The organism is Acetobacterium bakii, assembly GCF_001263355.1.
In the GTDB taxonomy this organism is placed as follows: Bacteria; Bacillota; Clostridia; order Eubacteriales; family Eubacteriaceae; genus Acetobacterium; species Acetobacterium bakii.
The window spans coordinates 63,090-87,017 of record NZ_LGYO01000004.1; the positions used below are offsets into that span (position 1 = coordinate 63,090).

Genomic DNA, 23,928 nt, shown 5'->3' on the forward strand with positions numbered 1-23,928 from the left:
TCTCAATTCTCCAGCGACATTTCAATGTATATCGGATTAATAAATGCATCGAAAGCTTCCTGAGATGGAGAAATCTCGATGGAGTGCTGGGTTTGCAGAAAATCTGCAGTATCTTTCATGATTTTGGAAAAATGGCCCGGTGTATCCGTTGTTCCCATATAGTCAGCACCCAGGGCCTCTTGTGGCGTTAACCAGAGGGAACCTTCCATTTGCAATAAGGCTTCCTCCGGGGTAATTTCCAATTCTTTTGCTACGGCCGCTGCACTTTGCTGTCCATCACGGCGGTAAGTATCCCCGCCTTCACTTAAACATTTTATAAAATTGGCCACCAGTTCGGGATACTTGCCTGAAAATTCTTTGCGAACCAGACAAACATTCGCCGTTACATATCCCTTTTCAGCCATTTCCTCACTGCTGACAAGCATGGACCCGTTTTTCAACAGTTCTCCCAGGGTTGGTTGCCAGGAATAGGCAGCTTGAATATCGCCTCTTTCCCAGGCTGCTACAATATCCTGGGTTTGCATGTCCAGAAGTTCGACATCATTTTCAATGCCCGCTTCTTTTAAATAATTCAGCAGACTATAATGAGCAGTACTTGCAAAAGGGGTGGCGATTTTCTGTCCTTTGAGATTCTCAGCACTGTTAATGTTTGAGCCATTTTTCACCGCCAGTCCTTCGATCTTACCCAATACCTCATGAATCCAGATAAGCTCCACATCCAACCCACTTGATAAAGCGATAATCCCATTGGTATTGCCCATTGTTGCGAAATCAATACTACCCGAGGCCAAAGCCTTGTTGGCATCCACGCCAGAATCGAATATAATAAAATTACAGGTGATCCCCTGATCCGTAAAGTACTGATCGTAGATTCCCATGGTCTTTGCCACCATTTCATCATTAGGCACCCGCAAATAGCCGATATTCACTTCTTTAGGCAACTCACCCTCTGTCCCACCATTTTCACACCCCATCAGCGCCACTGACAGTACGGCAATGACCAGGATCAGCACAATTTTAGCTGTCAATTTTTTCATGATTTTTCACCTATTGATATCCCTTCCAGTATACAATCTTATTTTCCAGAGCTCTCAGACCTAAATCAATGAGTACCCCTGTAATCCCCATAATAATAATACCCACAAAAATAACACTGCTTTTTAAATAACGTGACGCATCAATGACCATCCAACCGATTCCGGAACTTGCTGCCACCATCTCGGCCGAAACCAGAGTGGTATAAGCCATACCGATGGCAGTTCGGATGCTGGTGAAAATATCGGGAAGGCTGGCAGGAAAAACGACATTAAAAAACACATCTCGTTCATTTGCACCCAGTGATTTTGCGCTCAAAATATAGTCCTGATTGATGTTGGTAACCGCCGACACGCAGGCCACATAAATAGGCGCAAATGCGGCCAGGTAAAGCAGGGTAATCTTGGATGATTCATCAATGCCAAGCCAAAGAATCAATACCACATAATAAGCAAGTGGCGGCAATGGCCGGTAAAATTGAACGATGGAATCCACAATAGCCCTTACTTTTTCAAAATACCCACTTAAAAGGCCAAGCGGAATGGCTGTCACAATTGCCAATAAAGAAGCCACAAACAATCGGTAAAAGCTGATCCCTAAATGTGCCCATAAACTTCTGCCGTTATAGCCATTTTCTAAAATACTCAAGAAGGTTTGAAAAACTGCTCCCGGAGAAGGGACGACCAAAGGCGAGACAAGACCAAGCTTCGTTATCGTAAACCAGACAATGAGAATTGCCAGCCAGGTGCCGATAGTCAATAATCTATTAGTTGAACTATTTTTCTTCTTATTTTGCATGCAATCTCCTTTACTCTATCTTATCACGGGGGAGACCAGTCTTCAATCAAATTGATATCAGATATATTCAAGAATCCTCAAAACATCCGAATCAGCTTTATAATCATTCAATCATTATTAAAAAGCGAAAATACGAATGCACCAATTGCCAACAGCAATGAAGTAATCCCAGGTTAAAAAAATAGGATACAGATAATAACAATCGCATCAGTTATAAAACAGATGAATCGTTGTTTGCTTATCTGCACCCCAAAATTTCTTTTCAAAACAACCAATTTAAATGTGTCTCTTACCTAGTTGAGATTATAGTCCGTCACGATTGGTTTGCGTCCCTGAGCCTTATCGTTGAAATATTCATAAAAACAAATACCCAGATAGGAACCGGATATATTCCAGATATTATTAAAACCCAACTGGCCCAATGCTCTGACCATGTTGTAGCTGCGCTGACCGCTTCGGCAATGGGCATAGACCGGTTGATCTTTTGGAATCTCGTCCAAACGTTGACGGAATTGACTTAAGGGAATGTTAACTGCATTGAGCAAATGACTCTTTTCATATTCGTTTGGTTCACGGACATCAATAATAAATGCGTCATTTTCCACCAATTCCCGGACCTGAGTGACTGGAACCTGCTTAAATTCTCCATTGAGTAAATTCAAAGCAACCAGAGCGGCAAAATTCACCGGATCTTTGGCGGTACTAAAGGCTGGTGCATAGCAAAGCTCCAATTCTTTTAAATCTTCAAGGGTACCACCCATTGTAATCATTGTCGCAATAACATCCACACGCTTAGTAGCATCACCCCGACTAATTGCCTGAGCACCGAGGACTTTTCCGGTGGGCACTTCGTAAACCAGTTTGAAGAAGAATTGACTGTTACCCGGCATGATCCCAACGATATCACCTGGGATAATGTATACAGAGTCATACTGGATGCCCGCCTTTTGAGCGGCTTTTTCAGTCAATCCAGTGGAAGCTGCGTTCATTTCAAAAATCTTAATACATGAAGAACCAATTATCCCGATGTTGTGAACTGGAATCCCAAACATATTATCGGCGGCAGCTCTTGCCTGCTTCTGTGCCGGACCGGCAAGTGCAAGTTTTGTTTTTGAATGGGTCAGTTGATGATAGACTTCAATGGCATCGCCCACTGCATAAATATTTTTATCACTTGTTCGATAGTTATGATCAACCAGAATTCCCCGGGTTTCTCCGATTTCCAATCCGGCTGCTACTGCCAATTTAGTATCCGGTGTGACGCCAATGGCCATTACCACTGCCTGTGCCTGAATTTTTTTGCCTGAAGCCAATTCCACAAAACCATCAGTTACTTTGGCAATTCCATCTCCAACAATCAGATCGACACCATTATCCAGCAGCTCTTTGTGAAGAATTTGAACCATGTCATAATCAAAGGGAGCCATAATCTGATCGGCCTGTTCCACCAGTGTGACCTTAAAACCAGCAGGTGACAATTTCAGATTCTCAGCAACTTCGACGCCGATAAATCCGCCGCCGACGACAACGATGTCTTTCACCCCATTTTGAACAAACTTATTCAACTTATCGATATCGACCACATTTTTAACGGTAAATACATTTGCTTTGTCGTACCCTTCGATCTTCGGAACAATTGGGTTGGCTCCTGGAGAAAGAAATAAGGTGTCATAGGATTCTTCATATTCTTTGCCAAGCAACAGATCTTTAACCAGAATTGTTTTTTTATCTTTATTAATTTTAAGCACTTCATTATTTATCCGCGCTTCGATATTATACTGCTTTTTAAAGTTTGTTGGACACATCAGCACCAGGTCTTCACTATTTTCAATCATCCCACTTAGATGATTTGGCAAACAGCAATTTGAAAAGGACACATTGGGTCCTTTTTCAAAAATAATAACCTCTGCTGATTCATCAAGTCTTCTTACTCTTGCGGCTACCGAAGCGCCACCGGCAACTCCTCCGACAATCAATACTTTTTTTCCCATTTATTTTCCTCCTTCTATGTCAATCGACGATTTTTTATTATAGTGTCTTTTCGTATTTCTCTTCTAAGCTGTTCTTCCCGGTTTATTTTTCTTCAAAAGCAAAGCTTTCCTTGCGTTTCTCTTTACCAGTTTCCGAAGCTTTTTGATGACGATCCGGAGGAATAATATCCACACTGCCAGCAAACACTTTCAAAGCGAATATTCCGCCCATTGCCAATGTGATAAAAAAGCCCCACCCTGACAAGGAGAAATTAGAAATTCCCGAGAACAATGCCCCGATATTACATCCGCCCGCCAGTCGAGCGCCAAAGCCCATCATTAATCCACCTACGAGATAGTAAAATACGTCTTTTAATTTAAACTTGAAATTTAATGTGAATCGGCTGGCGAATAGAAACGCAATAGCAGCACCGAAAATTATCCCGAAATCCCGGAGTGAGCCCGGATCATTGAGAATCCCGTTGTTGGCTGCGGCAACATTATCTGCGAAGGCAGGTGAAGCAAATTCAATGCCAAACATCTGGAAGAAAGCCACGCCCCAGGTTGTAAACGGCCCGGTAACCCCCCAGCTGTGACCAGTGGTTATCAGGATAAAGGCAAACATTATCGCAATCAGAATACCGCCTATCATAAAACTCCATCGCTGCACAAAGACCTTATGGAAGGTTGGATAGCTGAATAGTTTAAAATGTTCCTGTTTCATTGGCAGTTCCTGATCTTCATAAACAGTTTCTTGAAAATACCCTTCTTTTTTTCGAAAATTCTCATATTTCCGAACAATCAGATATAAACCAAACAGAAGCAGAAACGATAAGGCAATAGCTCCCAGATAGCCAATAACATCAGGCAAATACATTTTTATACCGATCTGTCCGATCGCTGATGCATTGAGTTTATCTTGTGCTATCACTCCGGGAATTGATCCCAGTACAAAGGCAACCAATGCAATGATGGCACGGCCTTCCCCTTCGCCTGCGTCACTTAAAGTTCCGGATGCGCATCCTCCGGCAAGCATCATGCCGATACCGAAAATAAAACCGCCAAGCAGGATCGAAATATTTAAGAATTTAACGGAGCTGAGTCCCGGAATAGGCGTGCCGTTCATAGCTGCCGAAAACTGGATCACTGCCGCCAATACCATTGATAATGCGAACATGACTAAAAGCGCCTTGCCCAAACTCCCTTCACCAGTAATATACTGCCGTTTAATTCCACCGGCGAATCCAAATCGTGAACGTGTCAGAATATACCCCAGTGCTAAACCAGTCATTAAAAATAATGTCAGTTGCTGATTAATACCACCTTTTAAAATGCCAAAGATAGCAATCATTAAAAATAACCCTAAACCGATCAGCGGCTGAACTTTTAATTTACTTTCTGTAATCATAGTTTTTTCCCCCTTACTGTTTTTTTTCAAACAGACAGGAAAGTGACTGATTAAAATCAACTGTCACTTTCCCATCAAATTAATTTATTGGTTAATTAGTTACGAGCGGATATCCTTTATTGGTCCATCCTGCAGTTCCCGTTGCTGCTGTTCCTGTTCCTGAGTTAAGTGATACCGCATCATAGCCCAAAAGTCTCAGACCGGCTACTGTTTGAGCTGCTGTCTGGCCGGTATAGCAATAAACAATGATGGTTTTATCCATTGGCAAGGTGCTGAATTGAGTTTCCATGCCTTTGCCGAAAGGAATATTAACGGCACCTTCGATGTGTCCCTTTGCAAAATCGTCAGCTTTTCTGGCATCCAGGAATGTCACACTTGCATCTTTTGCATCCAGGGCAGCCTTGGCAGCATCTTCAGTAATTTTGTAGTTTGCATAGGTGGTTTCTGCCACATCTGACAAACCGGTGTAGTAATCTTCAATGGCTTTTTGAATATCGGCATCAATTTCGGTATTAACCGATGCATCAAAGGCATTGACAGTTGTTTCAGTGACCGCATCGACGCCTTCAACCTTTGAAATTCCCAGATTCCATCCGAGGTTGACAGATTTTGTGTCAAAACCTGCAACGTTTAATAACAAAACGGTTTGTCCGGCGGTCTGTCCGGTCACGCAGTAAATCATAACGGGTTTATCATTCGGAATCTTAGTCAGGTTTTCAGCAAAATTCGGACCCCATGGCATGCTGATGGCACCCTTGATATGTCCCTGTGCATAAGCGTCTGCGCTTCTGATATCCAAAATAGTCATTGCTTCGCCCGCTTTAACCTTGTCTACAAAAGCGACCTGATCGATCTTATAGATATCTTCCGGCATATTTGCAAAATAATCGTTGACTGCCTGTTCCACAACACCCGTTTCATCTTTTGTATCCGTTTGTGCTGTCCCGGTACTGCATGCACTTAAGGTTACCACTGATAAAATCACGACCAACAATACTAGAATTCGACTTTTTTTTGACATCTCTTTTCCTCCATGTTCGTTAATTATTTATTTAACAATATTATAACCCAATGTAAAGGTAATCAATCCTGCGTCTTTGTAATGCAGTATTCTTAATATTAATGGCACATTATTATTTTAATACACAGCCGTATCCCTGATTATGTTATACTCGACTTATAATATGATCATCAAAAATTGGAGTGCCTGCATGAAACCCTGGAAAAAAATCTTCCAACCCCCAAATTTAATCTATTTATATCTGATTGTGTATTTCCTTGTAAATCTCGCCTTTCTAACGGATTTTCCCTATGTGCATTCCGATGAACCCTGGCTGAGCGGATTGTCACGCGCTATATTAAGCAATCAGGATATTTCGCTCACCGAACCTTTTTTTGATGCCTATGAACGCAATCCCCATGCCATCAGACTTTTGTTTCATCTCCTGCAGGGCGGCTTCATGCAAGTGTTTGGCTATAATATTCTAACCTTTCGACTCATCTCCCTGTTGTTCTCGCTGGGGACGCTGTACTTTTTTTATCGTTTATGCCTTGTCGTCCTGCAATCCCCAAAGGCTGCTTTATTAACAATGGTGGTATTGTCAATTGATCTCCAATATCTCTACGCGTCGCATTTTGCACGTCAGGAAATCATTATTGTCTTTGCGCTGGTTCTTTCTGCATACCTACTTTTGAACCGTATTGAGAACCACCGATATTCACAGGATATTGCGATCGGAACTGTTATCGGCCTCAGCATCGGAATCCACCCCAACAGCTTTATCATTGCCCTGACAATCGGACTGGCCTATCTGTTTTTTGCCCACAAAAAAAAGATTCATTTAAAGAATCTCCTGCTTTTAATTGGCGTTACTATTCTATTTTGTCTGATTTTTGTTGGCATCAGTCTTTATATGGATCCCAGCTTTCTTACTCATTATTCGGAACACGGAAAAAACTTTGGCGTTTTTAGCGGCTTCTGGAACAAATGTCGGGATTTCGGCCTTTTCTATCAGGCTTTATTTAACCAAGAGAGCCTTACCTATTATATGCCCGATATCCGCTTCCAGCTGCTCTTGTTTGCCCTGATTCTGGCCGTTGCCGTCGTCTATTTTTTAAAGAATAAAAACGCGGGTCTGCTGGCAAAATTAAAACCAATCGCCATCATGGTTGCCGGCATCAATCTGGGCATCCTGATCATCGGTCGATTCAACGTAACCAGTGCCGTACTGATCTTTCCCTTTATGATTTTAATGACCGCAATTCTTCTGGAACACTGGGACAAGAAGAAACGCTTATTGACATTATTCGTAATAATCATTACCCTCAATACAATCGTTCATATTAAACCCAACGAAAGCCAATACCATGATTATCTCAACCGAATCTCCCAGGTTGTCAGCGAAAACGACGTGGTTTTAGGCAATCTCAACAGTGAATACGCCTTTGACAACAACCATTTTTTTGACTACCGGAACCTGCAGTTCCTTGATGAACAGGGCATTCGTTTTAAAGACTATATTGTTTCGCGAAACATTACGATGATTATCTATTATGAGGAATTGGATTATATTTATGATAACAACCCGGCCTACAATGGAATGTACGGAGATTTAACTGATGTCCATGAAGAAATGCAGGATTTTTTATACTCCCATTGCGAAGAAATTTATTCTTTTAACGACGCGACCTATGGGACCAATCTTGCCCCTCTTATCGATGAACGGCCCTGGCAGGTGCGTATTTTCAAGGTGAAAGAAATCCAATGATTTCTTTCACCCGCTCTTCGCTGTCCTTGGTTTTATTCTCAATTCGCTGTTGAACCGTGCCATCTCCAAGAATGATAATCTGATCAGCAAGATGAAGGGCTTCCCGGACATCATGGGTTACAAAAACAATGGTGGTTTGGGTTTTTTTCCAGATCTCGAGCATGGTATCCTGCAATTCAGTTTTTGTCAGAATATCCAGGCTGCCGAAGGGTTCATCCATCAACAGAACCTTCGGTGTCGTCACCAGAGCCCGGGCAATCGCGGTTCGCTGTTTCATCCCACCCGAGAGCTGATGGGGGTAGAAGTCCTTAAACTCATGTAATTTGACCATATCAATATATGTTCCCGTCAATGCTGCAATTTCCGTTTTAGAATAATGGTGAGGATCATTTTTTAGGGGAAACTCAATGTTTTCCTGAACCGTTTTCCAGGGAAAAAGCTGATCGAACTCCTGAAAAACCATAATACACTCACGATTAGGCTTATTAACCGTCTCACCCTGAAAGCTAACAGATCCACCATCGCTTTTAATAAATCCGCCAATTAAATTAAGCAGGGTACTCTTTCCACCTCCGGAAGGACCAATGATACACAAAAATTCTCCGGTTTCGATGGTCAGATCAATATTTTTGAGAATAGATCGATCATTGTATAATTTTGAGAGATTTGAAATTTTAATAATCACGCTCATGACAATCCCCATTTCTTGACGGTCCTATCTTCAATTTTGCTGAAAATAAAATCCTCAACTAACATACCGACAACAATAATCACCAGCAATCCGGCAAATATACCCGCGGTATCCATAAAAACCCGTTTATTAAAAATATACCAGCCGATTCCACCAATTCCACCCGAAGCCCCGAAGATCATTTCCGCGCTGATTGATGCCCGCCAGGCTCGTGCCCAACCAATTTTCAGTCCGGCAATGAGATAAGGCATTGATGCCGGTATGTAGATTTTGAAGATAATTTTCGCGTTGCTGAATTCATAATTCTGTCCTATTTTTTTATAAACAACTGGTATGGATTTAAATCCAGCAGTCATATTTAAGATCATTGGCCATAAAACCGAGTGGACGATAATAAATAAAATGGCTTTGCTCCCGGTGCCGATCCACAAAATAATCAATGGTAGCAAGGCAATTCCCGGCAGTGGATGAAAAATCGATACGCAGGTATCCACAAAGCTTTCAAATACGGGACTAACTACCGAAAGCGCTGACATTACAAACGACAGCAGCACGCCGATAACTAATCCGACGAAGATAAGACCCAGTGAAAAAAGCATTTGAAGCAGAATGTCACCGGTAAGGATGGAGTTGATCAATGCTGCCACAACCGCCTCCAGTGACGGAAAAGCTAAAGGACTCACAGGCGTGAGCTTGGCAATGGCTTCCCAGGCAATAAGCATGATGCCGATCCAAACATACTTTGAATAGGGCTTTAGAAAGATCGCTTTAATATTCTGCATAGTCCGTATTCTCCCAAACAACCTCTTCAATAGAGGTATAGGATTTCTTCAGATAATCTGTTTCGTTCATAAAATCAGAAAAATTTTTGATTCCTTTCACCGTCGCACTATATTCTGTATCCTCGGCGGTGAGATACTTCAGAATATCCTCTTTTGATAAATCGTAGTATTTTGTCAGGATTTCCGCCGCTTCTTCTGGATTTTCATTGATAAATAGGATTGCTTCTTCTACCGATTGATTAAAGGCTTTGTAAACCTCTGGATTTTCGTCGTGAAGTTTTTTAGTCGTTACCCCCACAATAAAACTGAAGTCTCCGCCAAAGGCTTCCTCACCGGTTAAAATTTCATGATAACCTGTGGTGGCCAACTCAGCTTCCCGGTAAGGGGTTGATGTAAAATGGGCGGTAATTTCATTGCCTGCCAACAACGCAGTCATGCCATCTGGATGAGACAGCGTGACCAGCAAATTATCCATCTTTTTAGGGTCATTAAACTCTTTTTTACAGGCCATGGCCAGCAGAATGTGCTGTACACTTCCCGGTTGCGGCAGCGCAATACGGTCATCATTTTCGATGTCCTGTAAAGACTGAATCTCGTCTTTTGCCACCAGTCCGGTGGGTACTGACGATAACCCGGTGGCAATTTTCCAATCCATGCCGTTGTCCCAGCCGATCAAAAACGGTGGAATAGCCATAAACCCCACATCCAGCTTATTCGAAACCATAGCTTCGCGAATAGCTGTTGTATTGCTCATCTGTTCCCAGATCACCTGTATTCCCGGGTAATTTTTTTCCAGGATGCCCTGATCTTTCATGATTTGAACCGGCGCATAGGCAATGCCATACTGTTCCGCAATTCGAATCACTTTCTCCTGACTGTCATTTTTTGTCGCTGTACAGCCGGTAATCCAGACCAGACAAAGCAGACTTAAAATAATTCCGAACCTCTTCATTTTCATCCCTTTCTCTTTTCATTATTTAAAATTTCATCGATTCGGCTATATTTTTTGGGCTGAATAATCAAGTTTTCACCGTTTTCATTAATCACCTTCAAGTGGTGAAAGGCCTGATCAATATTTTTGTTTAATGCCTCCTGAGACTCACCCGTAATAACCATGTAGCCGGCTCTTGCAGTTGCATTATCGATGGTTTTTAAAACCATCCCCGGTGCGATCGTGTAACCGGCAGCCATGACCCCGGTTAATTCCGTAAGTTGTTCTACCGCTGTTAAATCCAATACTTTTCCCGGCCTGGCAAAAAACAATTGCACCGATAAATGTTTCTTATTATCCAAAAGATGATATCCTTCAACCGACGATGTCAGCTCTAGTCCCAAAGAAAAATCAATGACCATATCCAAAAGATCGATCCCCGTGAGATAGGGAATAAAAATGTCTTCATAAGCTCCACCAATCCGGCAGGCCACTTCGTTGACAAGAATGCCATCCTTCCCCACCAGCAGCTGAACATACAGAGGACCATTCTTGATACCAAAGGCGTCAGTTATTCTGTCGATTATCTTTTTCACAGTTTCATATGCGCCCAAATGTCTGGACGGAAAATCATGGGCGAAACAGATGCCGATATGCTTCTCAAACTGAAAGGTTTCCCGGTCGGTAATCGTTAAAATACAGGTCTTCCCGTCTTCCACCCAGGCACTTACCGTAATTTCATCGCTTTCATAAAATTCTTCCAGCAAAGCTTTCTGCTGCCGCGAATAACTCAGTGTCTCGGCTAGATTTTTTATTACCTCAGACGGAGTATTAAGTTTGAAAACCCCCCGTTGCCCCTGACTATCCAGAGGTTTTAAGACAACTGGAAATACCAGTCCGACAAAATCCGATTCCTTTGCGTCTTTTGTGATTAACCGATAAGGCACTGTGGGAATATCATTCTCTGTAAAAACAGCTTTCATGATTTCTTTATTCGTAACCGACAATGCCACATCCCTATCCAGAAATGCTGGCAGGTTTTGTGACGCCGCCACACAGGCCACCGTATATACCGGTTGATCCGTGCCTAATGTCATAACCCCATCAACTCTGTATTTTTCAGCCACTTGTATGTTGGTATCTACATCAAAGGTGCTGACCACCTCATTATACGTGGCATACGCACGACCTGGTGCAACCTCATAATAATCGGTCAAAACCACCTCATGGCCTTTTTCCTTGGCCCTGATGATTCCACTTAATTGATTCCTTCCGCCACCTAAAATTTGTATACGCATCTTTTTTCCTATCTCATTTGAATTCTTATTCATTATTCATACGTTCTTCCATAGTAATAAAACAAGTTTAAAAAAAGCTTGATCAGTTTCCTGATGGTGTAGTTTGACTTTCCATATTTTCTTTTCTGATAATCCACCGTCATATTTCCGATATTTTTTGTGAACCCTAAAGTGATCGCGGTAATATATACAAAGGGTGTGTCGTCCGCAATAATGGTATCGACTGTTTTTCGATTCATTACGCGAAAGCTACTCACTCGCTTGTTTTTAGGTTTATGTAGACATATGGTAAAAAAGAGATCCACCACATTGGATCCAAATTGTCGATAAAAAGGATATCCGGTCCGATTTGGAGCCCCATAAATCACATCATAACCTTTTCTTAATTCGCTTACCAGCAATGGTATGTCCTCCGGCTGTTGTTCAAGGTCATCGTCCATTGTGACTACCACGTCGCCGACTGCTGACTTAATTCCCGTTTTTATGGTCGCTTGCTGACCACTATTATTTTTCAGCGAAATGGTAAGAACCCGTGGATCACCTTCGCTTAGCGCAGTGATTTTCGCCAGAGAATCATCCGCTGAAGAATCATCCACTAAAATAATTTCAAATGTTGCCTTGTCCTTTTCAAGGGTATTTATAATTCGCGTCACAAGTTCTGTGATGGATAATGAACTATTGTATACCGGGACGACAACGCTGATATCGATATTCATATTATTATCTCCAGCATAAAATATTCACCTCAAAAAAATCTTTATCACACCACATATTCACTCTATATCTTAACGTTGATATTTTTATTTTCCTAACCGTCCGATCTGTGTTATAATTTTATCCAAAATAAGCAAGGTGGATTTTACTTTGAAAACAATCGATTGTCTTGGAGATATGTGCCCCATTCCCGTTCTTAAAACTCAAAAAGAGCTTAAAACGATTCAAATCGGTGAAACCCTTAAGATCATCACCGATCACAGCTGTGTGCTCGAATCATTATCCGGCAAATTTAAAAAACACCAGATCACTTCATCAGAAGTTATGAATGGTGTTTGGGAAATCCTGATTACTAAATCCTAACATAAACTCTTCCTGGCAATATCTTTAAAGTATTGAGTAAAATCATTCAATGCTTTGTTATTGGTACTTTCATCATAAATGAGATACATCTCATATTCAATGACCATATCCGTGATCTGAATCAGCTTGACCTGCTTTCTGTAAAGCTCTTTCTTGATCGATATGTAGGGAATAAACCCGATTCCGAACTCATTCAATACCGAAGCCTTCACCGATTCCACCGAGTCGCTCTTAAACATAATATTGAGGGCCTTCGGCTGATTCCCAGCCTTCTGCATTTTTTTTGAAATCATATGTGTGAAATCCATATTATCATTTAATATAATCAATGGGTAATTAGGCAATTCTTCCAGTTTTATTTCATCTGGAATATCATAGTCGCCAGTAGCGATCAAAACCAGCCGATCCACCCCAATTTTATACGATGAGAGCTTTGGATTTTTAGGTTTTCCATAGATCACTCCTAAATCACAGATATTATTCACAATATTTTCTTCAATATCATGGGATTTATTTGATTTAATTTCGAAATTATTCTGCGGAAACCGCTTTTTCACTTTGTACATCACACAGGGAAGCGAATAGTTGGCAATTGTCCAAAACGCTTCTATCTTGATGTCTTTGACTATATTATCACTTTCGTCCAGTTTTTTTCGCATCATACTAACCGTTCTCACAATATTATCAGCATATTGATAGACGATTTTACCCTTTTCAGTCAATTCTACCCCTTTATTACTTCTTTCAAGCAGCGTACAATTAAGGTCATTTTCTAATTTTGAAATCTGCTGACTTAATGCCGATTGTGAGACATGCGTATCATTTGCAACTTTAGAAATGCTTTTTGCTATCGCTACTTTACAAAAGTTTTCCAGATATTCGATATGCATAAATTATCACTTCCTAATCTTTTAAAATTCATCCGATAATTATACCATAATTTATTCATTTGCAACATGCCCTGTTGAATAATATTTGCAGAACAATCCCCACTTTTATGAAGTGAATTGTCACATGAAAAAGCGGATCAATAGTTTACCGCCAATGATCGCTCCGACAAAAAGAAATACCCCAAATACCCAGCCGGATAAAGACATAGAAGCAATCCCACTGTAAAAGGCGCCGATATTGCAACCCGATGCAATGCTTGATCCATATCCCATCAGCAGCCCACCAGCGGCAACCCCAATAATCTGCTTTTTTGATTTAATTTTTTTGACTCGAAACTGTGAAGCAAGAAGAGCCGCCAGCGTTGCGCCCACAATAATGCCAATATTTCGAAGGGTGACCGGATCCTGAAGGAACCAGGCTTGATAGGTTTGAATATTTTCGCTACTCACAGGAAAATAAGAATCACCACCTAAGGCGTTAATCAGTCTTGAACCCCAAAAGGCAAAGGCACTGGTAATCCCCCATGGATGTCCGGTTATGGCCAGCGTAATTATTTGCATAAAAGATAATAAAATAGCACCGGTGACATAAGTCCATGAATGTTTAAACCAATCTTCAAATTTCTTCTTTTGCTCCATATTCATTTCTCTCCAAATTATTTTCATTTCCATGATCCGGCAGTTATGACTATCGATCACCCAAAGTCAGGATCAATGATAAGCATCTAAACCATCCTGTCACAGCCATTCGCTAAAATCAGTCATCATGTTTTTCTTCCCATTTCACAGCCAAAACGTAAAGCCCGACAATGACAGCTAACTGGATTCCGAGCGCACCCAACCAGCCAAAAACATCAGGCAGAAATATCCCTTCTGGAATTAAAACAAAATTCTGATTCCACCATTCCAGATGAATATTCCCTAAAATGGATCCAATGAAGAAAAAGATCAGGGTAATGATTTGAAGGTGATATCCCTCTCCAATGCGCATCAGCATTCCGGATGCACATCCACTGGCTAAGACCGTTCCAATTCCAAAAAAAACGCCACCGACAATGGTACTCAGACCGATCCCTTGAATATATTCTTGTCCCGGAATCGGAAGCCCCCAGGTTGCAAAGAAAAATTTGATACCTGCAAAACCAATCGTCGTCAGCCCCAGGCCAATCAAAACTGCCCGAGTAATGGTCGTACTGCCAGTGAGAAAGGGATCTCTGGTAGCTGCAGTAAAGCAAAAACGAGATCTTTGAAGGATATATCCCAGGGCAATACCGGTTAACCAATAGATTGAAATCAATCGTGAATGGGTGGATAGAAGCAACCCAACGGCTAAAAGTATGAAAAAAAATATAATTCCCCAGTGAAATTGACTATTGATACGGTTCAAATTCGTTCCCTTGGAACTTGGCATTTTCACAACTCCTTATTTTTTATCGATAAATGTACAACACAAAAAAAAACAAAAATTTCAACCTCGATTAGGTAATGATGCTTTATGAATACGAGGAAAAAGCTGATTGTTTAATCATACCCTTGATTTTGAATTTTTGCACGATTTTTTTGTTATGCAATTATCCTCAATCCTTATGGTTTTTCAATTTCTGTTAACGTGACCCAAATCATACCACCAACTTCTCTCAGCTTGCTCATCATCAAAGACTCCCCATATTCATACATCCACGGCAACTTTATATTTGTATTTTTTATTCTTTAAACATGCTCTTATCACAGCATTTATCAACTTCTGCCTGAAGGGTGACATGATTGATTCCATAATTTTCCTTCAAAAATTGTTCTATTTTCTCACAAACCTTTTCTGCCTCGGACAGCTGCATATCTTCAATATCAATATGAGCCTCAAAATATATGGTTTTTTCATTGGTCATCCAGGAATGGACATGATGGATGTTTTTCACCTTATCCATTTTTTCAATACTTATTTTTATACCCTCATAATCCAATGTTGCCGATGACTGCATCAAAATATTTACCGTTGTTTTGATGACATGAAAGGTTTCTCTGATAATATAAAGGGATATTAATACGGTGATGAGCGGATCAATCCATACAATTCCCCACAGCTTTATGGCAATACCTCCAATCACTACCCCAACGGATGAAACCGTGTCACTAATGAGGTGGAGATAGCTTGATTTTATATTTAAATTCTCATGAGAGTCTTTTTCAAGCAGAAAGACGGAAATAAAATTAGCAACTAGCCCAATGGACGCAACAATGATCATCAATGTCCCGTTGATGATCTCCGGTGACTGCCATCGTTTAAAAGCTTCAACAATTAATACAATTGATAAAGCCAATAAAACGGATGCATTAATAAAGGCCGCTAATATTTCAGCTCTTTTATAACCAAATGTTTTTTTAGCATTCTTTGGCTTTTGGGCAATTTTATTTGCAACATAAGATAATGCAATGGCAACCGTATCACTTAAATTATGAATCGCATCGGATAATAATGCCAGACTTCCAGAAAGAATACCTCCAATGATTTCGGCTAGAGTAATGGTTGCATTTAATACCGTCACCCAAAATATTTTTTTACCGGATAGATTCGATCCATCATGTTTATGTTCGGCTTCCTGATGATTATGCGCGTGGTTATCTTCAGACATTAGGCTACACCTCTGTTCATTAATACTTTTGGTAAATACGAAACTACTTTGAGCTTTATCTATCCCGATAAAAAAAGAACCGATCAATATAGCTCCTTTTACAGATTTCTATTTTATCTGTCCTCTTTTTCTGGAAATCAGCGGTCTTTGATTATACTATTTTGACTATGGACAACGGATAAAGTTTCTAGCCCACAGACATTCTGCACAGGATGGGGTATTGAAATAACAATCGTATTTCGTATCCTCAACAAGGCTACAGCCGCCCTTGAGATCGCAATCAACACACGATGGGTACTGATTATTGTAAACAGTAGCCCTAAAATTCTGGTATTCTTGTCCTTCAATGATTTCTTTAAGGCTTTTCTCTTTTAAATTTCCAAAAGAGTATTTCTGAACCTTTTTCTTTGAACCGAATACATACTCATCATACGTATTTGCCAAGCGATAACACGACATAACGTCTCCATTAACATCAATGTATATATATCCGTTATCAATAAAGGCGCAGTGTCGTTCGGTCTTCAACTCCATGTCGGGAATATTGATTTTAATATCACGGTAGGTAAAAATCCGTTCTAAAAAAGCTTTCCCTTCAGGATTCTCATATCGGTTATAGAATACATCATCACAGTCCTTTTCATTCAAAGGCATCAGGTGCGACAGCGACAGACGATGAAAACCATAATGGCGCATCATGTCGAGAATTTCAAACAAGGCTTGTGAATTACTCTTGGTAAGAACATAAGCAACCCCAGTTTTTGGAGTGGAAGACTTTGTCTTCTTGTGATAATCCGCAAAATGCTCAAAGGTTTTAATGAGCTGATCCTTTACGCCCTGGGTATCTTCGTGGTATTGATCCACTGAGAAATACACCTCATAAAATTTTTCGCATAGCAACTGAGCGGTTTCTTCATTCATAATACCATTGCTGGTCAACGACAGACGATATTCTTCAAATAAATCGACTGCTTCCTTAAAATGCCGATATACGGTAGGCTCTCCGATCCCACCAAAAAACACTTCTTTAAGTGTTGGAAACTCTTTTACCTGTTCCCGGATTGACTTTAGTAAATCTAAATCCATATCCCCTTCAATGGCATCCCAGGAATGCCTGAAACAAATCTCGCAATTAAGATTACAACGATTGGTAAGTTCTATGTAAATTCGATTTAAATCCATGGGTTCCCCTGACATTCTTTAATTAACAGCAACCGCCTCCACTTGTCTTAAAGCAGTGCTGTGATATTTTGACATGTTAAATTACTGTTGTGATAGGTTCCCAGCTTATTCAACTCTTCCATTAAAAAATCTTCATTTTTAAATTCATTTTCAAAGATATCTTTTAAAAAGGGATGTTCCATCAGAACAGAATTATTTATTCGATAATAAGCAAACTTGTTTTCCCGCCGACCATCCAAGAATCCGGCATTACTCATCAGCCGTAAATGCTTAGATAAATTAGACTGGGAAATACCAAGCAGATACTCCAATTCACAGACACACAGCTCCCGTTCATACAGAAGATTCAAAATCCTCAAACGGTTGGTATCCGATAAGATTTTAATTATTTCGACAACTGACATATCATCCCATCTCTTTCTTAACTAATTAACTGAATTAAGCTGCTAAACAGATGCAACGCAGCAACTCCATAACAGCCTACAATCAGCCTTGTAAAATTTAATTTTAGATCATTCACATAACGATACAATCACAGCAGTTTGATTCATATATTACATCTTATCAAGGTTAATCTATTTTTAACAGCTACAACCGCTACCGCAATCCCCACTACAACCGGCACTTTTCTGTGCTTTTAAAAGCTTCATAACTAATTCATCTTTGGTCATATCCAGCCAGGTTGCAAATTCCTGATTCGAAGGATAGGATCCCTTTTTCTTGATTTCGCCGTCCACGACTGTAATCGGAAGTGTCTCGACGCCTTCATTTAGAATCATATCGTTAACCTCTTTATTGGTGACAAACGCCTGGGGGTTTTCAGATAAACCATATCTCCGAATGTTTTTTCCTTCTAAAGCCAGGGAATTAATCAAAGTGGATACCCTCATCAACTCTTTATCCACTCCTGGTCCACAAACGCCAGTTGAACAACACATTGCCGGATCATAGATTTCTATTTTACTCATTTTATTTTTCTCCTTTTTTTCTTAAATATTTTTCTCATTCTATACAATTAACCTTTATATTAACAACAACCATTTTAACCGCCGTTTTATTATTTGTATTACTTAATTTTTCCGGCTAATTACAATATATTTCCTTAACAACCTCGATTTCATCCTCGTTTCTCGTCGGGGATAAAAATTTCATTACTTACTATACACATTACTCTATAATCATATGATATTACAATCATATGATTTTGTCAAGCCCTGTACCTTGTTTTCTTTTCATTAATTATCCTTTAAGTTAATTTTAATATGTTATTTTACGGATGCTTTTATAAAGGCAGTAAATAGTTTACGGGCATTGGTATCTGTTAACCAAAGCATTTCCGGATGCCATTGCACCGCAATACCAAAATCCAAACCCTTTATTTGAACAGCCTCCACCAAATTATCCACACTTGTGCCCATCGGTAAAAGTCCTTCTGCCAAATTTCCGATTCCCTGATGATGCATGCTGTTGACTAAAATTTTATCTTCACCTAAGATTTGGTGCAGCAATGTATTCTTTACAATATTTATTTCGTGCACGGGTATATCAAATGGTGTTTCCTGATCATGCTGAAGGGTCATTCCAATTTCTTTAAAACCTAAAATATCCTGGTGCAGGGTACCTCCCAAAACAACATTAATCAACTGCATTCCCCGGCATATTCCCAGGATGGGTTTTTTCTCTTTCATGACCGCATTAAAAAGATTTTCTTCCAACTCATCCCGTCTGGGGCATATTTCGTTTGCGCCGTTGGATGAAGTTTGACCATAGAGGCTTGGATTCACATCCTGCCCTCCGGTAAAAAGAAAGCCATCGAATTTTTTCGCCAGTATGCTGATATCTTTTATATCTTTCACAAAAGGCAAAAGCAAAGGCAATCCTCCGGCTTCAATAATTCCAGTCATATAAGGGGGTGAAACCCATATTTTCTTTTCCTTTGAATTGTACTGTGGTAATACACCAATAATCGGTTTATTTTTCATTTTTTTCCTATCCCCTCCCCTATAATTTTCTATTGATTTTCATGGAGTCACCTCAATAACGATAATCTCAACCAACCTCTTGCATTTCAATAATTGAAAATAACATAAACGAAGTATCATATGATTATATAATCATATGATACTTCGTTTATGTTATTTTGTCAACAAATATTTTAGAAACCACTTTATGCTATATGACATTCATCCAAATTATACCTGTTATTTCTATTGACGAATATCCTGGGGTCATTTATCATAAATAGTATAACTAATAATATCATTATTTACTTATAGAAGGAGTTAAACCATGGATGTTTATTTAGACAATGCAGCCACCACTTTTCCCAAGCCGCTGATTGTTCCTGAAAAAATATATGACTATATCGTCAATAACGGCGGCACTTCCGGACGGGGTTCCTATGAAAAAGCCATGCTCGCTGATGGACTGGTTTATCAGACAAGGAAGCGTCTGGCCAAACTTTTTCATCATGAAGATCCCAAAACCGTCATTTTCACTTCTTCAGTAACCGAATCTTTAAACCTGACGCTCCAGGGTATTTTAAAACCCGGGGATCATGTGGTCACCAGTGCCTTGGAGCACAATGCGGTGTGGCGCTGTCTTAAAACCCTGGAACGGGATCGCGGGATTCGAATTACTGTGGTGCCGGCAAACGTCCAGGGTGAAACCATGATTGACGATGTAGCCGCGGCCATCCAGCCGGAAACACGGCTGCTTGTTTTCACCCATGCCTCCAATGTATTGGGAACCATTCAACCCATTGGCGCCATCGGTCAGCTGGCCCGGGATAAAGGCATTCTTTTTCTTGTGGATGCCGCCCAAACGGCCGGAGTCCTACCCATTGATGTCCAGGCCCAATGCATTGACCTGTTAGCCTTTACCGGACATAAAAGCCTTCTGGGCCCAATGGGAACCGGCGGCCTGGTGGTTAATTGTGATGTGGTTATTCATCCGCTGATTTCCGGTGGCACTGGCGGAGATTCGGCCTATGAGTACCAACCCGATTACTATCCCAACCATTTAGAAGCCGGCACCATGAACGTCAGCGGGATTATCGGACTCGGGGCAGCCCTGGAGTTTTTAGAAGCTGAAGGTTTGGAAAACATCCGTCATAAAGAAGATGCTCTGATGGACTACGCTTTAAACGCATTAAAGGTTATCCCGGGTATCGAACTATACGGTCCTCAGGATTCTGCCAAAACCGTGGGGGTGATTCCCTTTAATTTAAAAGGCCACGTTCCGGAAGAAATCGCTTTCTTTCTTGATCAGAACTGTCAAGTGATGATCCGGGCCGGTCTGCACTGTGCCCCCAGTGCCCATCGCCTCATCGGCACTGTTGAGCGCGGAACCTGTCGCATTGGGATTGGCTATTTTAATGAAATCGCTCATATCGATGCCCTGATTGCCGGGCTGCATGCATTTATAAAGGAGAATAACTAATGTATCTTGAAACCATCAGCCTTATTTTTATCAAACCCTGTACCACTGGAGGCGGCCGGATTAAATTTCGGGCGAAGTTGAGCAACACCGTTGAAGAAGTCATGCCCTATCTTAATTCGGTGATTAAAACCGGGCTTTATATTCCCTCGGCCAAAACTTTCACCTACAAAATCGCAAGTCACATCATCAACATTAAAGATGATGGACTCACCTGCACCCAATTAACCAATGAAGCCCAGTGCTATGAAATGATTGATCATATCAAGGATCTAATTAATGATACCTGGGAACAACGGGATAGCATTACGCCCTTTGAGGAAACACGCGATCGCCCTAATGCCCTACAATTGTACAAGCTTTTGCCTAAAACCAATTGTAAGGCCTGTGGTCAAGCTTCCTGTATGGGCTTCGCATCGAAATTAATTTTAGGAACCACCCGGCTTTATGAGTGTCCAGTTATAAAAGAAGAACCCTATGCTGCCAATTATAAAACCTTGGAATCACTTTTGCAACTTTTAGGTTATGAAACTGAAGCTGATTGAATCTTTAAAAACTAGAACATTCTATCTTTAGATTATAGCTAAAAAAAGATGTAATAATAAAAAATAATACAATCTGTTCCGATTTTTACAATATTACTTTGCTCAAATAGTTTAAAGTAATACCTAACACAGACAAAGCGGTCTGGTTTCTCACAAGAAACCAGGGCGCTTTATTTTTGTTCAAGATGAATAAATTAGGATTCAGATTGGAGAATATAAATGAGAATTATGCACCATCCCATATTGGGTGAAAGTGAAAAGAAAGATTTAGTAATATTTACATTTGATGGAAAAGCCATGGAAGGCTATCAATCAGAACCCATTGCAGCCGCACTAAGGGCAGCAGGGGTCATGGTTCATCGGCATACACAGAAAGAGAATTCACCAAGAGGACTGTTTTGTGCCATTGGAAGATGCACCGACTGCGTTATGGTCGTGGATGGCAAACCCAATGTCCGAACCTGTGTAACGCCCCTTACTGCAGGTATGAATGTTCAAACCCAGTATGGGGTATCCGCTAAAAAAACCGATTAACCAAAATAGTACTCTTAGGAAGGATAGGGTTTTGTATGAAAAGATATGATGTAATAGTTGTTGGTGCAGGACCAGCAGGCCTTTCGGCAGCAATCGAAGCCGGAAAAAAAGGACTCAGGGTAATTGTTTTTGATGAAAATGCCAAGCCCGGGGGACAATTATTTAAACAGATCCATAAGTTTTTCGGATCCATAGAACATAAGGCTAAAATCAGAGGCTTTAAAATCGGCGAGGATCTTTTAAAGGAAGCAAGTGCAGCAGGCGTCGAAGTGGTTTTAAATGCTATTGTCATTGGCTTATTTCTGGATAAGGAAATCACGGTCCAAATAAATGATGCAGTGGTCCATTACAAAGGGGATGCGATTATCGTCGCAACCGGAGCTTCAGAAAATATGATCACCTTTAATGGCTGGACTCTTCCCGGAGTCATTGGCGCCGGCGCTGCCCAAACCATGATGAATCTTCATCGGGTGAAGCCGGGGAAGAAAATACTCATGCTCGGTACCGGCAATGTTGGCTTAGTCGTGAGCTTCCAGCTCATGCAGGCTGGTTGCGAAGTGGTGGCCTTGGTGGACGCCGCTCCTAAAATCGGAGGCTATGGTGTCCATGCCGCAAAGGTTGCCCGGTGTGGCGTCCCCTTTTATCTGTCCCATACCATTATTAAAGCCGAGGGTGACGACTGTGTAACCGGGGTTACCATTGGTGCGGTTGACAATAAATGGCAACTCATCCCGGGAACCGAGAAGCACTTTGATATAGATACCATTTGTCTGGCAGTAGGCCTCTCCCCGATGTCTCAGCTTCTGAAAATGGCCGGCTGTGAGATGGAAGATAACCCTGCCAAAGGCGGATTGGTTCCAACCTGTGATCAATACGGCGAAACCTCCATTGATGGCATCTTTGTTTCCGGTGATGTTTCAGGTATTGAAGAAGCCAGCTCAGCCATGATTGGGGGACGAATTTCTGGTGTGGCAGCGGCTTATCGACTGGGGTTTATTGATTATGAAGAATTGGAATTAAAATCAGAAGCATTAAAAAAAGCGTTACTCAGTTTAAGGCAAGGCATGTTTGGTCCTGAAAATAAAGGCAAAGAGCTGACTAAAACCGAAGAAGGTTATGCAATCTCAGCGAATCTCTTAACTAAAGGTTATCTGACCAATGAAGAAGTCATGAACTATCCGGGAGTTAAAACCATGAAAGGCATACATCCCATCATTGAATGCTCCCAGAATATTCCCTGTAACCCCTGCCAGGATGCTTGTAAAAAGAAATGCATCACCATCGGTGACAACATCACCGCACTTCCGGTGGTGGATGAAGCCTCCCAATGTAGCGGATGCGGCATGTGTGTGGCCTCCTGTTCAGGGCAGTCCATCTTCCTGCTGAATGAAGATTACGAAGAGGGTTATGCTTCCGTCACCCTTCCCTATGAGTTTTCACCATTACCACAAAAAGGGATGATGGGTTTTGCTTTGGACCGCAGTGGCAAGGCGATCTGCGAAGCCGAGGTGGTGGACGTGAAATCAGCCCCGGCCTTTGACCACAGCAATTTATTGACCATCAAGGTTCCCAAGGAAATGGGAATGAATGCCAGATTTTTCAAATAGACCTAGGAGTGAAGAGAATGAGTAAGATAAATGACCGATCCCGTGAGATTGGAGAATATATAGCACAGCCGGATGATGATCTGATTATCTGCCGCTGTGAAGAGATCACAAAAGGTGAAATTAGAAAAGCGGTTTATGATGGCATGTTCACCATCACCGAGATTAGACGGTATTTAAGAACAGGCATGGGCCTCTGTCAGGGTCAGACCTGCGCTAAGCTGGTTAAGGGCATTGTGGCACGCGAATTAGGAGTTTCACCGCTAAGTATCGAAGCTGCAATGTCCCGGGCGCCGATGCGACCCATCGAAATGAAGGTTCTGGGAAATGAAATAAGTTGAGGAAAA

General features: G+C 41.1%; 25 protein-coding genes. 7 read left to right on the forward strand and 18 right to left on the reverse strand.

Annotated features, from left to right (window positions below; all coding sequences use genetic code 11):
* Positions 1-2 precede the first annotated feature (2 nt).
* The 5 genes from AKG39_RS01380 to AKG39_RS01400 form a co-directional block, all read right to left on the reverse strand.
* Positions 3-1,037 carry a taurine ABC transporter substrate-binding protein gene (locus tag AKG39_RS01380; RefSeq protein ID WP_050738567.1) on the reverse strand — a complete coding sequence of 345 codons (1,035 nt, stop codon included), beginning with the start codon at positions 1,035-1,037 and terminating at the stop codon, positions 3-5.
* A gap of 10 nt (positions 1,038-1,047) precedes the next feature.
* Positions 1,048-1,833 (reverse strand): ABC transporter permease, encoded by a 786-nt coding sequence (locus tag AKG39_RS01385; protein WP_050738568.1) that lies wholly within the window; start codon positions 1,831-1,833, stop codon positions 1,048-1,050.
* Between the two features lie 293 nt (positions 1,834-2,126).
* Positions 2,127-3,824: an FAD-dependent oxidoreductase gene (locus AKG39_RS01390; protein ID WP_050738569.1), complete on the reverse strand. Its 1,698-nt coding sequence runs from the start codon at positions 3,822-3,824 to the stop codon at positions 2,127-2,129.
* Positions 3,825-3,906: 82 nt separating this feature from the next.
* Positions 3,907-5,211 (reverse strand): YeeE/YedE family protein, encoded by a 1,305-nt coding sequence (locus AKG39_RS01395; protein ID WP_050738570.1) that lies wholly within the window; start codon positions 5,209-5,211, stop codon positions 3,907-3,909.
* Positions 5,212-5,302: 91 nt separating this feature from the next.
* The gene (locus AKG39_RS01400) at positions 5,303-6,232 is read right to left on the reverse strand and encodes a rhodanese-like domain-containing protein (RefSeq protein ID WP_050738571.1); all 930 of its coding nucleotides are present in this window, start codon (positions 6,230-6,232) and stop codon (positions 5,303-5,305) included.
* 190 nt (positions 6,233-6,422) lie between these two features.
* Between AKG39_RS01400 and AKG39_RS01405 the strand changes: the two genes are divergently transcribed.
* Positions 6,423-7,979, forward strand: a complete 1,557-nt coding sequence (locus AKG39_RS01405; protein WP_050738572.1) for an ArnT family glycosyltransferase — start codon at positions 6,423-6,425, stop codon at positions 7,977-7,979.
* Here AKG39_RS01405 and AKG39_RS01410 read toward each other — a convergent pair.
* Genes AKG39_RS01410 through AKG39_RS01430 form a run of 5 tightly spaced genes read right to left on the reverse strand, consistent with a single transcriptional unit; the run spans position 7,957 to position 12,397 of the window.
* The gene (locus tag AKG39_RS01410; protein ID WP_242852532.1) at positions 7,957-8,670 is read right to left on the reverse strand and encodes an ABC transporter ATP-binding protein; all 714 of its coding nucleotides are present in this window, start codon (positions 8,668-8,670) and stop codon (positions 7,957-7,959) included. The genes AKG39_RS01405 and AKG39_RS01410 overlap by 23 nt on opposite strands.
* Complete coding sequence (locus tag AKG39_RS01415; RefSeq protein ID WP_050738574.1) at positions 8,667-9,452, reverse strand: ABC transporter permease; 786 nt, start codon at positions 9,450-9,452, stop codon at positions 8,667-8,669. Before AKG39_RS01415 ends, AKG39_RS01410 begins: the two co-directional genes overlap by 4 nt.
* Positions 9,439-10,410 carry an ABC transporter substrate-binding protein gene (locus AKG39_RS01420; protein ID WP_341406801.1) on the reverse strand — a complete coding sequence of 324 codons (972 nt, stop codon included), beginning with the start codon at positions 10,408-10,410 and terminating at the stop codon, positions 9,439-9,441. The genes AKG39_RS01415 and AKG39_RS01420 overlap by 14 nt, the downstream gene beginning before the upstream one ends.
* Entirely contained in the window at positions 10,407-11,681 is a 1,275-nt protein-coding gene (locus AKG39_RS01425) for an ATP-grasp domain-containing protein (RefSeq protein ID WP_050738629.1), read from the reverse strand. The genes AKG39_RS01420 and AKG39_RS01425 overlap by 4 nt, the downstream gene beginning before the upstream one ends.
* A gap of 32 nt (positions 11,682-11,713) precedes the next feature.
* A complete protein-coding gene (locus AKG39_RS01430; protein ID WP_050738575.1) occupies positions 11,714-12,397 on the reverse strand; it encodes a glycosyltransferase family 2 protein in 684 nt (227 codons plus the stop codon).
* 148 nt (positions 12,398-12,545) lie between these two features.
* On the opposite strand from AKG39_RS01430, the gene AKG39_RS01435 reads away from it, so the two are divergent.
* A complete protein-coding gene (locus AKG39_RS01435) occupies positions 12,546-12,758 on the forward strand; it encodes a sulfurtransferase TusA family protein (protein ID WP_050738576.1) in 213 nt (70 codons plus the stop codon).
* Here AKG39_RS01435 and AKG39_RS01440 read toward each other — a convergent pair.
* The 8 genes from AKG39_RS01440 to AKG39_RS01475 all read right to left on the reverse strand — a co-directional run bounded on the left by AKG39_RS01440 (position 12,755) and on the right by AKG39_RS01475 (position 19,442).
* The gene (locus AKG39_RS01440) at positions 12,755-13,648 is read right to left on the reverse strand and encodes a LysR family transcriptional regulator (protein WP_050738577.1); all 894 of its coding nucleotides are present in this window, start codon (positions 13,646-13,648) and stop codon (positions 12,755-12,757) included. The two genes, AKG39_RS01435 and AKG39_RS01440, sit on opposite strands and share 4 nt — an antisense overlap.
* Positions 13,649-13,768: 120 nt before the next feature.
* Positions 13,769-14,314, reverse strand: a complete 546-nt coding sequence (locus AKG39_RS20630; protein ID WP_278277897.1) for a YeeE/YedE thiosulfate transporter family protein — start codon at positions 14,312-14,314, stop codon at positions 13,769-13,771.
* A gap of 91 nt (positions 14,315-14,405) precedes the next feature.
* Complete coding sequence (locus tag AKG39_RS20635; protein ID WP_050738579.1) at positions 14,406-15,059, reverse strand: YeeE/YedE thiosulfate transporter family protein; 654 nt, start codon at positions 15,057-15,059, stop codon at positions 14,406-14,408.
* A gap of 292 nt (positions 15,060-15,351) precedes the next feature.
* Entirely contained in the window at positions 15,352-16,278 is a 927-nt protein-coding gene (locus tag AKG39_RS01455) for a cation diffusion facilitator family transporter (RefSeq protein ID WP_050738580.1), read from the reverse strand.
* Between the two features lie 165 nt (positions 16,279-16,443).
* Entirely contained in the window at positions 16,444-17,460 is a 1,017-nt protein-coding gene (locus AKG39_RS01460; RefSeq protein WP_050738581.1) for an SPASM domain-containing protein, read from the reverse strand.
* 47 nt (positions 17,461-17,507) lie between these two features.
* Positions 17,508-17,864 (reverse strand): ArsR/SmtB family transcription factor, encoded by a 357-nt coding sequence (locus tag AKG39_RS01465; protein WP_050738582.1) that lies wholly within the window; start codon positions 17,862-17,864, stop codon positions 17,508-17,510.
* Positions 17,865-18,041: 177 nt separating this feature from the next.
* Entirely contained in the window at positions 18,042-18,428 is a 387-nt protein-coding gene (gene arsD, locus AKG39_RS01470) for an arsenite efflux transporter metallochaperone ArsD (protein ID WP_050738583.1), read from the reverse strand.
* Between the two features lie 297 nt (positions 18,429-18,725).
* The gene (locus tag AKG39_RS01475; protein ID WP_050738584.1) at positions 18,726-19,442 is read right to left on the reverse strand and encodes a gamma-glutamyl-gamma-aminobutyrate hydrolase family protein; all 717 of its coding nucleotides are present in this window, start codon (positions 19,440-19,442) and stop codon (positions 18,726-18,728) included.
* A 307-nt stretch (positions 19,443-19,749) separates the two neighbouring features.
* Here AKG39_RS01475 and AKG39_RS01480 point away from each other — a divergent pair, with 307 nt between their 5' ends.
* The 5 genes from AKG39_RS01480 (at position 19,750) to AKG39_RS01500 (ending at position 23,922) form a co-directional block, all read left to right on the forward strand.
* Positions 19,750-20,901 carry an aminotransferase class V-fold PLP-dependent enzyme gene (locus tag AKG39_RS01480; protein WP_050738585.1) on the forward strand — a complete coding sequence of 384 codons (1,152 nt, stop codon included), beginning with the start codon at positions 19,750-19,752 and terminating at the stop codon, positions 20,899-20,901.
* Positions 20,901-21,443 (forward strand): (Fe-S)-binding protein, encoded by a 543-nt coding sequence (locus AKG39_RS20395; protein ID WP_050738586.1) that lies wholly within the window; start codon positions 20,901-20,903, stop codon positions 21,441-21,443. Before AKG39_RS01480 ends, AKG39_RS20395 begins: the two co-directional genes overlap by 1 nt.
* 219 nt (positions 21,444-21,662) lie before the next feature.
* Positions 21,663-21,977, forward strand: a complete 315-nt coding sequence (locus AKG39_RS01490; protein ID WP_050738587.1) for a (2Fe-2S)-binding protein — start codon at positions 21,663-21,665, stop codon at positions 21,975-21,977.
* Between the two features lie 35 nt (positions 21,978-22,012).
* Entirely contained in the window at positions 22,013-23,584 is a 1,572-nt protein-coding gene (locus AKG39_RS01495; protein ID WP_050738588.1) for an FAD-dependent oxidoreductase, read from the forward strand.
* Between the two features lie 17 nt (positions 23,585-23,601).
* Positions 23,602-23,922: a (2Fe-2S)-binding protein gene (locus AKG39_RS01500; RefSeq protein ID WP_050738589.1), complete on the forward strand. Its 321-nt coding sequence runs from the start codon at positions 23,602-23,604 to the stop codon at positions 23,920-23,922.
* Positions 23,923-23,928: the final 6 nt, after the last annotated feature.

What these genes read in the sequence shown, in the direction of transcription:
- AKG39_RS01380 (WP_050738567.1), bottom strand. Translation starts at nt 1,037, where the DNA reads ATGAAAAAATTGACAGCTAAAATTGTGCTGATCCTGGTCATTGCCGTA.
- AKG39_RS01385 (WP_050738568.1), bottom strand. Translation starts at nt 1,833, where the DNA reads ATGCAAAATAAGAAGAAAAATAGTTCAACTAATAGATTATTGACTATC.
- AKG39_RS01390 (WP_050738569.1), bottom strand. Translation starts at nt 3,824, where the DNA reads ATGGGAAAAAAAGTATTGATTGTCGGAGGAGTTGCCGGTGGCGCTTCG.
- AKG39_RS01395 (WP_050738570.1), bottom strand. Translation starts at nt 5,211, where the DNA reads ATGATTACAGAAAGTAAATTAAAAGTTCAGCCGCTGATCGGTTTAGGG.
- AKG39_RS01400 (WP_050738571.1), bottom strand. Translation starts at nt 6,232, where the DNA reads ATGTCAAAAAAAAGTCGAATTCTAGTATTGTTGGTCGTGATTTTATCA.
- AKG39_RS01405 (WP_050738572.1), top strand. Translation starts at nt 6,423, where the DNA reads ATGAAACCCTGGAAAAAAATCTTCCAACCCCCAAATTTAATCTATTTA.
- AKG39_RS01410 (WP_242852532.1), bottom strand. Translation starts at nt 8,670, where the DNA reads ATGAGCGTGATTATTAAAATTTCAAATCTCTCAAAATTATACAATGAT.
- AKG39_RS01415 (WP_050738574.1), bottom strand. Translation starts at nt 9,452, where the DNA reads ATGCAGAATATTAAAGCGATCTTTCTAAAGCCCTATTCAAAGTATGTT.
- AKG39_RS01420 (WP_341406801.1), bottom strand. Translation starts at nt 10,410, where the DNA reads ATGAAAATGAAGAGGTTCGGAATTATTTTAAGTCTGCTTTGTCTGGTC.
- AKG39_RS01425 (WP_050738629.1), bottom strand. Translation starts at nt 11,681, where the DNA reads ATGCGTATACAAATTTTAGGTGGCGGAAGGAATCAATTAAGTGGAATC.
- AKG39_RS01430 (WP_050738575.1), bottom strand. Translation starts at nt 12,397, where the DNA reads ATGAATATCGATATCAGCGTTGTCGTCCCGGTATACAATAGTTCATTA.
- AKG39_RS01440 (WP_050738577.1), bottom strand. Translation starts at nt 13,648, where the DNA reads ATGCATATCGAATATCTGGAAAACTTTTGTAAAGTAGCGATAGCAAAA.
- AKG39_RS20630 (WP_278277897.1), bottom strand. Translation starts at nt 14,314, where the DNA reads ATGAAAATAATTTGGAGAGAAATGAATATGGAGCAAAAGAAGAAATTT.
- AKG39_RS20635 (WP_050738579.1), bottom strand. Translation starts at nt 15,059, where the DNA reads ATGCCAAGTTCCAAGGGAACGAATTTGAACCGTATCAATAGTCAATTT.
- AKG39_RS01455 (WP_050738580.1), bottom strand. Translation starts at nt 16,278, where the DNA reads ATGTCTGAAGATAACCACGCGCATAATCATCAGGAAGCCGAACATAAA.
- AKG39_RS01460 (WP_050738581.1), bottom strand. Translation starts at nt 17,460, where the DNA reads ATGGATTTAAATCGAATTTACATAGAACTTACCAATCGTTGTAATCTT.
- AKG39_RS01465 (WP_050738582.1), bottom strand. Translation starts at nt 17,864, where the DNA reads ATGTCAGTTGTCGAAATAATTAAAATCTTATCGGATACCAACCGTTTG.
- arsD (WP_050738583.1), bottom strand. Translation starts at nt 18,428, where the DNA reads ATGAGTAAAATAGAAATCTATGATCCGGCAATGTGTTGTTCAACTGGC.
- AKG39_RS01475 (WP_050738584.1), bottom strand. Translation starts at nt 19,442, where the DNA reads ATGAAAAATAAACCGATTATTGGTGTATTACCACAGTACAATTCAAAG.
- AKG39_RS01480 (WP_050738585.1), top strand. Translation starts at nt 19,750, where the DNA reads ATGGATGTTTATTTAGACAATGCAGCCACCACTTTTCCCAAGCCGCTG.
- AKG39_RS20395 (WP_050738586.1), top strand. Translation starts at nt 20,901, where the DNA reads ATGTATCTTGAAACCATCAGCCTTATTTTTATCAAACCCTGTACCACT.
- AKG39_RS01490 (WP_050738587.1), top strand. Translation starts at nt 21,663, where the DNA reads ATGAGAATTATGCACCATCCCATATTGGGTGAAAGTGAAAAGAAAGAT.
- AKG39_RS01495 (WP_050738588.1), top strand. Translation starts at nt 22,013, where the DNA reads ATGAAAAGATATGATGTAATAGTTGTTGGTGCAGGACCAGCAGGCCTT.
- AKG39_RS01500 (WP_050738589.1), top strand. Translation starts at nt 23,602, where the DNA reads ATGAGTAAGATAAATGACCGATCCCGTGAGATTGGAGAATATATAGCA.